The 12,589-nt window shown below is 50.0% G+C and carries 8 protein-coding genes; 7 read left to right on the top strand and 1 reads right to left on the bottom strand.

The features are described from left to right. The first annotated feature begins 104 nt into the window (after positions 1 to 104). Positions 105 to 1,040 (top strand): hydrogen peroxide-inducible genes activator, encoded by a 936-nt coding sequence (locus FHS90_RS06595; protein WP_066831865.1) that lies wholly within the window; start codon positions 105 to 107, stop codon positions 1,038 to 1,040. A gap of 55 nt (positions 1,041 to 1,095) precedes the next feature. Here FHS90_RS06595 and agaR read toward each other — a convergent pair whose 3' ends face one another. Continuing rightward, entirely contained in the window at positions 1,096 to 1,866 is a 771-nt protein-coding gene (gene agaR / locus FHS90_RS06590; RefSeq protein WP_066831863.1) for a transcriptional repressor AgaR, read from the bottom strand. 554 nt (positions 1,867 to 2,420) lie between these two features. On the opposite strand from agaR, the gene FHS90_RS06585 reads away from it, so the two are divergent. The 6 genes from FHS90_RS06585 to FHS90_RS06560 all read left to right on the top strand — a co-directional run bounded on the left by FHS90_RS06585 (position 2,421) and on the right by FHS90_RS06560 (position 12,577). Further along, entirely contained in the window at positions 2,421 to 3,986 is a 1,566-nt protein-coding gene (locus FHS90_RS06585; RefSeq protein ID WP_182512438.1) for a glycerol-3-phosphate dehydrogenase/oxidase, read from the top strand. Positions 3,987 to 3,991: 5 nt separating this feature from the next. Continuing rightward, positions 3,992 to 5,512 carry a glycerol kinase GlpK gene (gene glpK / locus FHS90_RS06580; RefSeq protein WP_066831861.1) on the top strand — a complete coding sequence of 507 codons (1,521 nt, stop codon included), beginning with the start codon at positions 3,992 to 3,994 and terminating at the stop codon, positions 5,510 to 5,512. Positions 5,513 to 5,517: 5 nt separating this feature from the next. Continuing rightward, positions 5,518 to 6,246, top strand: a complete 729-nt coding sequence (locus FHS90_RS06575) for an MIP/aquaporin family protein (protein ID WP_182512437.1) — start codon at positions 5,518 to 5,520, stop codon at positions 6,244 to 6,246. A gap of 168 nt (positions 6,247 to 6,414) precedes the next feature. After that, positions 6,415 to 7,791, top strand: a complete 1,377-nt coding sequence (glpT, locus tag FHS90_RS06570; protein ID WP_066831855.1) for a glycerol-3-phosphate transporter — start codon at positions 6,415 to 6,417, stop codon at positions 7,789 to 7,791. Positions 7,792 to 7,824: 33 nt separating this feature from the next. Beyond that, entirely contained in the window at positions 7,825 to 11,103 is a 3,279-nt protein-coding gene (locus tag FHS90_RS06565; RefSeq protein WP_066831853.1) for a SusC/RagA family TonB-linked outer membrane protein, read from the top strand. 13 nt (positions 11,104 to 11,116) lie between these two features. Beyond that, the gene (locus FHS90_RS06560) at positions 11,117 to 12,577 is read left to right on the top strand and encodes a SusD/RagB family nutrient-binding outer membrane lipoprotein (RefSeq protein ID WP_066831851.1); all 1,461 of its coding nucleotides are present in this window, start codon (positions 11,117 to 11,119) and stop codon (positions 12,575 to 12,577) included. The last annotated feature ends 12 nt before the right edge of the window (positions 12,578 to 12,589 follow it).

Here is a 12,589-nt window from a genome sequence, read left to right as displayed (position 1 = left end):
CTCATTTCCCACACCGCCTATCAGGTGTTTTCTGTTTTGGGCCTGTTTTTGGGAAAACAGGCCCAAAACAGAAAACACCACTTACCCCTTCACTCATTGAACCTATGACCCTGACCCAACTGGAATATCTGCTGGCCGTTGACACGTACCGCCACTTCGCCACCGCGGCTGAGAAATGTTTTGTCACCCAGCCCACCCTGAGCATGCAGCTGCAGAAGCTGGAAGACGAACTGGGCGTGCAGGTCTTTGACCGCAGCCGTGTGCCGGTGCGCCCCACTGAGCTGGGCAAAGATGTGATTGCGCAGGCGCGCATAGCCGTGGCCGAGTTTAAGAAGATTGAGGAGCTGGTGCAGGTGCAGCGCGACGGCATTGCCGGGGAGCTGCGCCTGGGGGTGATCCCTACGCTGGCGCCGTACCTGGTGCCGCTCTTCATCACTGACTTCATTCAGAAATACCCCAAGGTGCACGTGTCTATCCAGGAGATGGTGACCACCAGCATTGTGGAGAAACTCAAGCTGGAGCTGCTGGACGTGGGGCTGCTGGTGACGCCGCTGCATGACAAGACCATTCTGGAGATTCCGCTGTTCTATGAGGCGTTTGTGGGGTACCTGCACCCAGACCACCCGCTGTCCAGGCAGGAGAAGATCACCTCAGAGTCAATTGACCCCAGTGACCTGTGGCTGCTCAATGACGGCCACTGCTTCAGGAGCCAGGTGCTGCAGCTCTGCAACCGCGCCAAAAACACCCGTAACGTACACCTGGACTATGAGAGCGGCTCCCTGGAAACCCTCAAGCGCATTGTGGAGACCCAGAGCGGCATGACCCTGCTGCCCGAGCTGTCTGTGCAGGAACTCCCGCAAGACCGCAAAGCCATGGTGCGGCCGTTTGCTGAGCCGCAGCCGCTGCGCGAGGTGAGCCTGGTGGTGCACCGCAGTTTCCTGAAGAAGAAGATGATTGAGTCTCTGCGGGACGAAATAGTGGCCCACGTTCCCAAAGACCTTCTGGAGCGGCACCCGGTGCGGGTAGTCAAAATTAAATAGGGCTGTTTTCGGGCTGTTTTTCAGAAAACAGCCCAAAAACAGGAATCTGAAACAGCTATACGATTGTCACCTTCACCCCCATTCCCTGCAGGGAGTTGAGGGTGTGCTCAGAAATGCCTTTGTCTGTAATGATCTGGTCAATGTCTTCAAAGCCGCAGATGCGCCCAAAACCGCGCTTCCCAAATTTAGAGGAGTCTGCCAGCACAATGGCCTTCTGGGAAATGTTGATCATCTGCCGGTTCAGGTGCGCCTCCATGACATTGGTGGTGGTCAGGCCAAACTCCAGGTCAATCCCGTCTACCCCCAGAAACAGCTTGCTGCAGGAGAAATCTGCCAGAATGCTCTCTGAGTAGGGCCCGGTGACAGAAGAGGAGCTGCGCCTTAACAGCCCGCCCAGCTGCATCACCTCCACCTCGGGGTGCCGCAGCAGTTCCAGCGCCACGTTCAGGGCTGAGGTGATTACGGTCAGGTTTTTCAGGGCATGCGGCTGAATGCTTTTGGCCAGCGCCATGACCGTGGTGCCAGAGGCAATCAGGATGGAGTCATTGGGTTCAATCAGTTTGGCCGCGGCAATGCCTATCCGGGTCTTTTCACTGATCTGCAGATGCTCCTTTTCATTTACCGGCCTGTCAATGGTATAGGGGTTGTTCTGAGTGGCTCCCCCGTGGGTCCTGAACAGCAGCCCTTTGTCTTCCAGCAGCTTGAGGTCTTTTCTAATGGTGACAGATGAGACGCTCAGCTGGTCACAAAGGTCTAATACATTCACCTGCCCCTCCTGCTGTAGTTTATTAATTATATGTTGATGTCTTTCAGTTATACTAATCATAGTAGCGCTAACAAAATAAAACGAAAGTATCTACCCCTGGCATTGCCCTTAACAAATGTAGAGGAATTCACCATCTGAACCAACAGCAGCAGCGCCAGCTGCATGCCTGGCAAGCTCCCTCATCTTAGAAGGCCTCCCTTCTCTCTACCTTTAAAAGCTTCACCTCAAGATAAAATACACGCAGTTAGAAAGCTAACTATTGCTAGCTTTTCATTCACTTTTACTCTACCACTGCCTTGCACCACCCTACAAGCCCGGCTTCGCCTGAGGTAAACTAAACCTATCTTTCCCCCTGGCCCCTCCTGTATTCTTACAGTCTTCCTTTCCCTCACAAGGTGCTATTGGCATTTTTACAAAAACTACATCGCTTCAGTTAAATATTTTAATTCATTTCATTTGCTTTTGTTATTTGAGTGACATAATTTTAAAACGAAAGTAAAAGCAACCTTAACTTACTAATTACAACCCACGTGAAAGAGAAAGAATCAGCTGGCCAGTTTTTCAAGCGAGAACAGTTTTTAAAAAAAGCGCAAAATACGGCTACAGAGTGGGATATGATTGTTATTGGAGGGGGAGCCACTGGTTTGGGAGTAGCCTTAGACGCGGCCTCGCGTGGTTTCAAAACCTTACTGTTAGAGCAATCTGACTTTGCAAAAGGAACTTCCAGCAGAAGCACCAAACTGGTACACGGCGGGGTGCGGTATCTGGCACAGGGTGACGTGAAGCTGGTGTACGAGGCGCTGTATGAGCGCGGCCTGCTCCTGCAGAACGCCCCGCACCTGGTCAACATTCAGTCGTTTGTCATCCCCAACTACAGCTGGTGGAATGAGATGCTATATGGCGTGGGCCTAACCGTGTATGACCTCATGGCCGGCCGCTACCGGTTCAACAAGACCCGGCTCCTCTCGGGCAAAAAAGTAACCAACCTGCTCTCCAACATTCAGCCCAACGGCCTGAAAGGCGGCGTGCAGTATTTTGACGGTCAGTTTGATGACGCCCGCCTCGCCCTCAACCTTGCCCAAACCTGCGCCGAGCAAGGCGGGGTTTTGCTAAATTACGTGCAGGTGGTACAGCTCCTCAAAGACAGCTCCGGCAAAGTGGCAGGGGTAAAAGCAAAAGACCTGGAGTCTGGCCAGGAATACCTGCTGAAAGCAAAAACGGTGGTAAACGCCACGGGTGTATTTGTGAACGAAGTATTGCAGATGAACGCCCCCACCCAACAGCCCCTGGTAAGACCCAGCCAAGGTGTGCACGTGGTACTTGACAGTACATTCCTGCCAGGGGAAAACGCCCTGATGATCCCCAAAACCCCAGACGGGCGGGTACTGTTCGCGGTTCCGTGGCACAATCACCTGCTGGTGGGCACAACAGATACGCCCTTAGACAAAAACAGCCTGGAGCCCCAGGCCCTTGACCAGGAAATAGACTTTATTCTGGAAACTGCCGGAAAGTACCTGGTGCGCAAGCCTACCAGAGCAGATGTACTGAGTGTCTTTGCCGGCCTCAGGCCTTTGGCGGCGCCTACCAAGAACACCAACAGCACCAAAGAGATCTCCAGAAGCCACAAACTACTGGTTGCCCCTTCTGGCCTGATTACCATTACCGGCGGGAAATGGACTACCTACCGCAGAATGGCCCAGGACACTGTAGACAAAGCCATGGAAGTAGGCACCCTCCCGCAAAAGGCATGCGTGACTTCTTCCTTGAAAATACATGGCCATGCCACAGGTAAGGCCGCCTCAGGTCACCTCTCTATCTATGGATCAGATAAGAGCCTGATTCAGGACATGATGGCAGAACGCCCAGAACTGGCGGCCCCTTTGCACGAGCGGTTCCCCAACACGGCCGCAGAGGTGGTATGGGCAACCAAGAATGAAATGGCCAGAACCATTGAAGATGTACTGGCCCGCAGAATGCGCATCCTGTTTCTGGACGCCCGCGCCGCCATAGACATGGCACCCAAAACCGCCCGCCTCATGGCGGAGGAGCTTGGCCAGGATGCGGCATGGGAACGGCAACAGGTACAAGATTTCACCTCCCTGGCGTCTAACTATCTACTGGAGCCTTATACCCCGGCTGAGGCAATGACCGCCCCGGCTATGAGCTATAAAACCAACTAACTACTATGGCAAACTATATACTCTCTTTTGACCAAGGCACTACCAGCTCCCGCGCCATTGTCTTTAACCAGCAGGGAAGTATTGTCTCTTTGGCTCAGAAAGAATTCACCCAGATCTACCCCAACCCGGGGTGGGTGGAGCATGATGCCAATGAGATTTGGTCAACCCAGCTGGGGGTGGCCGCAGAAGCTATCTCTAAAGCGGGGCTGAAGGCGGAAGACATAGCAGCCATTGGTATCACTAACCAGCGGGAGACCACCGTGGTCTGGGACCGCAGAACCGGGGCAGCCGTCTGCAACGCCATTGTGTGGCAAGACAGGCGCACCGCGGCTTACTGTGACAGCCTGAACGAGCAGGGCCTGGAGGAGATGATCCGGGAAAAAACCGGCCTGGTGATTGATGCCTATTTTTCAGCCACCAAAGTAAAGTGGATCCTGGAAACAGTGCCCAACGCCAGAGAAGACGCCGAAGCCGGTCACCTGGCCTTCGGGACGGTAGACTCCTGGCTTATCTGGAACCTGACGGGCGGCAAGGTACACGTCACAGACGTGACCAACGCATCCCGCACGCTTCTCTTTAATATACACACCCTTACCTGGGACCAGGATTTACTCGCCCTCTTTGACATCCCGGCCAGTATGCTGCCTACGGTGGCATCATCTAGTGAAGTGGTGGGGGAAACCTCCTCTTCCCTGTTCGCCACCCGCATTCCCATAGCGGGTATAGCCGGCGACCAGCAGGCCGCCCTTTTTGGCCAGATGTGTACCAAACCCGGCATGGTGAAAAACACCTATGGCACCGGCTGCTTTATGTTGATGAACATTGGCGAGAAACCCATTCTGTCAAAGCACAAGCTGGTCACTACCGTAGCCTGGAAAATCAAGGACCAGGTGCACTACGCCCTGGAGGGCAGCATTTTTATTGCCGGTGCAGTGGTCCAGTGGCTACGTGATGGGCTAGGCGTCATCTCCAGCTCTGCTGAAGTGGAAGAACTTGCCAAAAAAGTCTCTGGCAGCGACGGTGTCTACCTGGTACCTGCCTTTGCGGGTCTGGGTGCCCCGCATTGGGACCAACACGCCAGAGGTACCATTGTGGGTATGACCAGAGGCACCACCTCCGCGCACATTGCACATGCCGCCCTGGAGAGCATCTGCTACCAGACCATGGAAGTCTTGAAAGCGATGGAGGCTGATGCCGAGATCGCCATCAAAGAATTACGGGTAGACGGCGGGGCAACGGAAAACAGCCTGCTCATGCAATTACAGGCAGATATTCTGAATGCCCGGGTGGTTAAGCCAGCCATCACCGAGGTAACCGCAATTGGCGCCGCCTACCTGGCAGGGCTGGCGGTTGGTTTCTGGGACAGCCTGGAAGATATTCAGGAGCAGTGGCAGGTGAAAGATAGCTTTGACGCCAATCCCGGCACAGAAACAAAGCACTTGATACAGGGTTGGCACCGGGCAGTACGGGCAGCCAAGGCCTGGGCGCAGGATACTCCGGTAGAAACAGTTTCCCCCTTAACCTAAAAACCATGTCAGCATTCACGGCAGAAGTGATTGGCACTATGTTCCTGATACTCCTGGGAGGGGGCGTTGTAGCCAATGTGGTCCTGAAAGGCACCAAAGGCAATAACAGCGGCTGGATGGTCATTACCACCGGCTGGGCGCTTTCTGTGTTTGCCGGGGTGGTCATAGCGGGTCCCTACAGCGGCGCGCACCTGAATCCGGCGGTTAGTATTGGCCTGGCCATAGTTGGTAAATTTTCATGGAGTCTGGTGGCGCCATACATTGCCGCTCAGATGCTAGGGGCTATTCTGGGTGCTTTTCTGGTGTGGCTCTTATACAAACCCCATTTTGACTCCACTGAAGACCCATTGGCTCAGTTAGCGGTATTCAGTACTGGTCCGGCCATCAGGCATCCGGTTTCTAACCTGTTCAGCGAGGCAGTAGGCACCTTTGTTTTGATTTACGTGATCCTGTACATCACCACCCCTGAGATGGGTGATCAGAAAACACCTATTGGCATGGGCTCTCTGGGGGCACTGCCTGTCACCTTTCTGGTCTGGGCAATTGGACTTTCACTAGGTGGGACTACTGGCTATGCTATTAATCCGGCACGTGATTTAGGCCCCCGCATTGTGCATGCGCTTCTGCCTATCAAGAACAAATGCCACAGTGACTGGCGCTATGCCTGGGTTCCAATTCTTGGCCCAATAGCAGGAGCAACGGCAGCTGCCCTGTTGTACCTGTTGTTAGAGTAGCTATGATTGGGAATAAATCTGGCTGCCATGTTAACCTTTTGTTAAGTTATACCCTTTGTGCTTTCATGAAGGAAAACCAGTGTAATTTTGAAGCTAAATTGATTTCTACCGCTCTTCCATAGCCGATTTCCTGAAGCTTCACTTAAAAGAAATTAACAAATTAAAACGTTGGACAAATACCATTCTGAGGCAACCGCCACTCCACCCCGAAAGGGACTATTTGCCCCTGCTCCGCATGCAGAACCGTTACCCCTGCAACGCATTGACCCCGTTTACAAGCAATTGCGGCTTCAGGTCTTCCTGGGTATCTTTCTAGGCTATGCGGGCTATTATTTAGTGCGCAAGAATTTTTCACTGGTTATGCCAGACCTGATTGAACAGGGGTATTCCAAATCTGACTTAGGCTTTGCCCTGTCAGGCGTGTCTATTGCCTACGGCCTGAGTAAGTTTCTGATGGGAAATGTCTCTGACCGAAGCAATGCCCGCACCTTTCTGAGCGTGGGTCTTCTGCTTTCGGCGCTGACCATGGTCTTCATGGGGGTAGCGCCTATCGCCACCAGTTCCATCACCATCATGTTCATTCTACTGTTCCTGAACGGCTGGTTCCAGGGCATGGGCTGGCCTCCATGCGGCCGGGTCATGGTCCATTGGTTTTCCACGAAGGAACGTGGCACCAAAATGTCTATCTGGAACGTGGCCCACAACGTAGGCGGCGGTTTGGTAGGCCCTATTGCTATTGCGGCAGTTGCCATCTTTGGCACCTGGGAAAGCAAGTTCTATTTCCCTGGTTTGGTAGCCCTGGTATTTGCCGCCATTGCTTATATGCTGGTGCGGGACACGCCCCAGTCTTGTGGCTTGCCCACCATTGAAGCTTATAAGAACGATTATCCTGCCAATTACTCTGCTGCCCAAGAGCAGGAACTAACGGCCAGGCAGATCTTCTTTGAGTATGTTTTCAACAACCGGGTGCTTTGGTACATCGCCTTCGCGAATGCGTTTGTGTATTTAGTGCGCTACGGCATTCTGGACTGGGCTCCCACATATCTGGAAGAAGCCAAAGGGTTCTCAGTAAAAGAGACCGGCTGGGCCTACTTCGCCTATGAATACGCAGGAATTCCCGGCACCCTGCTTTGCGGCTGGATCAGTGACAAAGTTTTCAAAGGCCGCCGGGCCCCTGCCACCATCATCTACATGGTTCTGGTTTTAATTGCAGTACTGGTGTATTGGAAGAACCCGGCAGGCAATCTCTGGATAGACAATGTGGCCTTGATCTCCATTGGTTTCCTGATCTACGGCCCCGTGATGCTGATAGGGGTTCAGGCCCTGGACCTGGTACCCAAAAAAGCAGCCGGCACTGCAGCCGGTCTCACGGGTTTATTCGGCTACCTGGGAGGTGCGCTGTTCGCCAATATTGCCATGGGCTTCATTGTTGACCACTGGGGCTGGGATGGAGGGTTTACCATGCTGGTAGCTGCCTGCGTGCTTTCCATCCTATTCACCGCCTTCACCTGGAAAAGAGAAAAGCTTCACCTTAATCTTCAATAGAGTACAAATCTTCAACAGCAACAAACTACTTATATGACAACATTTTTACAGCCACCACCTTTTTCCAGAAAAAGCCTGGGCAAGGGAATTCTATTGGGCACCTGCCTTCTCATGATGGGTACCAACTTGTTGCCAACTCCAGCCGCGGCGGCTGGTTATTTTCAACAGTCCCCCCAAACTGACAAAGTACCCGTAAAGGGAAAAATTGTTGACCCCCTGGATGGCTCCGCTATGCCAGGTGTTACCATTTTTGTGAATGACCAAGCCATTGGTATGTCTAATGCAGACGGTACCTTTCAAATGAGTGTAGCAAGAGGTGCCACCATTTCTTTTACATTTATAGGGTATCAGCAGCAGAAACTAGTCATCACCAAGCCAGAAGACAACCTCATCATTAAGTTGGCTACAGATGCAAAACAACTGAATGAAGTAGTAGTCACTGCCCTAGGGATTGAACGGGAGGAGAAAGCACTAGGCTACTCAGTGACTACAGTGCAAGGAAACGAAATTGCTGAAACCATGCCTAATAACTGGACAGACGCATTGTCTGGCAAGGTTGCGGGTGTAAATCTTGTTAAATCTAATGGTGGCCCAGCCGGCTCTAATAAAATTATTCTGCGCGGCGAAACCTCACTGGATGGCAATAATGAAGCTTTGATAGTTGTAGATGGGGTTGTAACAAGTTCCAGTGGTGGTAGAAGAACGGGAAACGGTAGTTCAGCCTACTTATCAGATGACTCTCCAGTAGATTTTGGAAGCAGTTTAGCAGATATAAATCCGGAAGACATTGAAAGCGTGTCTGTACTAAAAGGCCCAGGGGCCTCTGCACTCTACGGTGCCCGGGGAGCAAACGGTGCTATCATCATCACCACCAAGAAAGGCTCTTCCATTCAAAAAGGAATGGGCATCACCTTTAGCTCCAATACTACCTTCGCAACCATTAACCGCTGGCCAGATTATCAGAACGAGTACGGGCAAGGAGCCACCGCGCAAGACCTGCACTACTCGTATGGGGCCACAGAAGACGGCCCTAGCACATTTAGCACTAGTTCGGCCTGGGGGCCAAAGTTCAATGGGCAAATGTACTACCAGTATGATCCCGCCACCTATAGACAAATACCAACAGGAAGGACATTATGGCGAGCTTATCCAGATAATCGCAAAGACTTCTTTGAGACGGCCAAGACTTTCACCAATAGTGTAAGTGTATCAGGGGGAACAACCAATACCTCTGCCCGTCTCTCTTTCACAAACTCACAGAACAGTTGGATTGTGCCCAATACCGGGTATGACCGCAACACCGTTGCACTTCAAGTTAGCCATAAAGTTAATGACAAGCTGAAGCTAGACAGCAAAATCAACTACACCAACCGCTGGAGTGACAACTTGCCTACCACTGGATATAACAACCAAACCATTATGTATTTTATTAGGGGGCTTACCCCTAACATGGATATCAACTGGTTCAAAAACTATTGGGTACCAGGCAAAGAGCAAATTGAGCAATGGAAACCCTTTAGCAACCTTCTGGACAATCCTTATCTACAGGCTTATGAGATGCTTAACAAATCTAACCGTCACAACTTTGTAGGCAATGTATCTGCTACGTACAGCTTCACAAAAGAACTAAGCCTTATGGTAAGATCTTCTATAGACTTTATGTCTGAAGCAAGGTCTCAGCAAAGACCAAAGAACACCAATAAGTACATTGATGGCATGTACCGGGAACAGGAAATCAATACGCATGAGCAGAATAGCGACTTCCTGTTACGTTATGAGAATAACAAGTTGAGTGACTTTGAATTCACGGTTTCGTTTGGGGGTAGCACCATGAACAACAAGTATAGCATGAATGAATACAGAGCAGAGAAATTACTCTATCCCGGTATTTATACACTCGCAAACAGTAAAGTAAATTTGATACCCATTAAAAGAAGAGAGGAGTTTGGAGTGAACAGCTTATATGGATTGTTTACCGTGGGCTACAAAGACTTCTTGTTTTTAGATATTACTGGTAGAAATGACTGGACCAGCACGTTAGTTACCCCTGTGACTCCAACTTCAGTTACAGAAGAGAAACGCTCTGTTCCATCTTTTTTCTACCCATCATTTAACTTAAGTGCCGTTTTATCAGAAGCATTTGTATTGCCAAGTCAAATTTCCTTACTAAAACTGAGAGGTTCCTGGGCTGAAGTTGGAAGCGGAGGAGTTGAGCCTTACCTAACCAGCTACACGTACAATCCAAAAGTTAATTTCGCCTCAGGTTTAGGCAACCCCACTACACTTCCCAATCCAGACTTACGGCCACTGCGCACACAAAGCCTTGAGTTCGGACTAGATCTAAGACTATTTAAGAGCCGCCTTAACCTAGATGTAGCCGTTTACAAAAACAACACCTTTGACCAGATCTTCAACCGACCAATTGACCCAGCCTCGGGTTACTCATCCATTGTCACCAACTCTGGCGAGGTAGAAAACAAAGGAATTGAGATTCAGGTAAATGGAACCCCTATCAAAAACTTGAAAGGCTTTACCTGGAATGTCTTTGGCACCTATGCAGCCAACAGAAACACTGTAGTCAGCTTATCTGACTCTACCAACGCTCAAGTGCTCACCACTGTGTACGGCAGCAGAGGAACTGTAGAAGCTCGCGTAGGCGGACGCCTGGGAGACATGTACGGCTTCGGATATGAACGCTCTCCAGACGGGCAGATTATCTACGAAAATGGGTATCCAGTATTAGGAGACTCCCTTATATATTTAGGAAACTATGCTCCAAAATGGCGAGCCAGTTTAGGAAACGAATTCAGATACAAGCGCTTTAAATTAAACATCTTGTTTGATGCCCAGTTCGGCGGGGTTGGGTATTCTTTGACACACGCCGTGTTGATGGAGGAGGGTAAGCTGAAAAAAACTTTGCCTGGCCGCTACAACGGTATAATTGGTGATGGAGTCATTGCCAATAGCGATGGTACCTACAGACCCAATGATGTGGTAGCCACTGTTATCAGAGACTACTACTATGCACACTTTAACCGAGATAACTTAGAAGCCAACACCTTCAGCACAGACTTTATTAAACTGAGAGAATTAAGATTAGATTACAATTTACCTTCTTCTCTTACTAAGAAACTCAAGATGCAGAATGCCAGCATAGGCATCTATGGCCGTGACCTTTTGGTATTTTCCAACTGGCCAGCATTTGACCCTGAGTTTGGTACGTTAGGTGATGGGGATATCTCTTCTGGTTCTGAGATTGCCCAATTCCCTTCTACCAGAACCATGGGTGTAAGCTTAAATGTAAGTTTTTAATTAGCAGATTCTTATGAACAAGATAAAGATTTTAGCCTTTGCTACCTTTCTAGCGGTAGCAGCTGGCACCCCGTCCTGTAACCAGGACTTTGATGAAATGAACGTTAACCCCAATACATCAAGGGCAGCCACTCCAGAATCACTGTTGGCTCCTGCCCTGCACAATGTGGTGGTTAACAACTTAGACCGGGCGCTCAGAATAGGCAATGAGCTCATGCAGGTGCATGTAACCACCAATAACTCCAGAGAGTTTCACCGGTACAACATCAGACCCAGTGAGTCAGATTTTATGTGGCGTAACTGGTACCTGCAACTCACCAACTTTAGGGATATGTATGAGAGTGCAGCCTTTACCCAACAGCCAGCCTATAAAACTTACATGGGTATGTCTCTCATCTTAGACGCCTGGGTAACCTCACTTATCACAGATATGTACGGTGATGTTCCCTACTTTGAAGCGAACAAAGGCAAAGAGGGCATCCTTACCCCTAAGTTTGATAAACAGCAGGCTATCTACACAGACCTTTTCCGGAAACTGGAAGAAGCAAACAAGCTACTTTCTGAAACCACTGATTTACCAGATGAGGTCAAACCTCTAGATCCATTATATAACGGGTCAATGCTGGCCTGGCGGAAATTTGGAAATTCAATGTATCTGCGTCTCCTCATGAGGGTGTCTGGCAGACCAGAAATGAATGTGGGAGATAAGATTAAAGACATAGTAGAAACCAGCAAGGCGAAATACCCAATCATGGAGAGCAACGCTGAATCTGCTGTCTTACGGTTTACCACCACACCGCCCTTGACCTCAGAATTCTTCAACTACCGTGATCTTGATTTCAATGGAGACAAAGGCTATACAGATTTCTTCATTAACAACCTTAATGCATGGACTGACCCACGTAGAGAGAAATGGGCCACCTTGGCGGGAGGTACATACATGGGTATCCAGAGTGGTTACCCGATAGGGCAAACACCAGAAAGGCAATCCTATCCTAAAATTGAGTTGAAGAACGAGCCTCTTTTGGGTAATATCTTAAATTATGCTGAGGTGCAGTTTATATTAGCTGAGGCAGCATTGCGGGGCTACGTTACTACTCCAGCAAAAACCTACTATGATAAAGGGGTAGAAAATGCAATTACTTTCTGGGGATTAGCTCTGCCAGCAGGTCACTTAGAGAAAGAAGATGTTAAATGGAATGAGAATGAAACGTTTGAGCAAAAGCTGGAAGCTATTCATCTACAAAAATATTACACGCTCTTCTTTACAGATTTCCAGCAATGGTATGAGTATCGCCGTACAGGCCACCCAATACTACCAACTGGGTCTGGTTTGATGAATAATGGCCAAATGCCTTCACGTCTGCGCTACCCTATTAATGTACAAGCGTTAAACGCAGCTAATTACCAAGCCGCCGTGGCCGCCATGGGTGGTCCAGATGATATCAATACCAAAGTTTGGTGGGACCAATAATTAAACTGTCAT

It is taken from the genome of Rufibacter ruber (assembly GCF_014138425.1).
Lineage (GTDB): Bacteria > Bacteroidota > Bacteroidia > Cytophagales > Hymenobacteraceae > Nibribacter > Nibribacter ruber_C.
The sequence above is the reverse complement of the archived record's forward strand: the minus strand, read 5'-3'. Positions and strand labels throughout refer to the sequence as shown.

Coding starts and splice junctions, on each gene's coding strand:
- FHS90_RS06595 (WP_066831865.1), top strand. CDS start 105: ATGACCCTGACCCAACTGGAATATCTGCTGGCCGTTGACACGTACCGC.
- agaR (WP_066831863.1), bottom strand. CDS start 1,866: ATGATTAGTATAACTGAAAGACATCAACATATAATTAATAAACTACAG.
- FHS90_RS06585 (WP_182512438.1), top strand. CDS start 2,421: ATGATTGTTATTGGAGGGGGAGCCACTGGTTTGGGAGTAGCCTTAGAC.
- glpK (WP_066831861.1), top strand. CDS start 3,992: ATGGCAAACTATATACTCTCTTTTGACCAAGGCACTACCAGCTCCCGC.
- FHS90_RS06575 (WP_182512437.1), top strand. CDS start 5,518: ATGTCAGCATTCACGGCAGAAGTGATTGGCACTATGTTCCTGATACTC.
- FHS90_RS06565 (WP_066831853.1), top strand. CDS start 7,825: ATGACAACATTTTTACAGCCACCACCTTTTTCCAGAAAAAGCCTGGGC.
- FHS90_RS06560 (WP_066831851.1), top strand. CDS start 11,117: ATGAACAAGATAAAGATTTTAGCCTTTGCTACCTTTCTAGCGGTAGCA.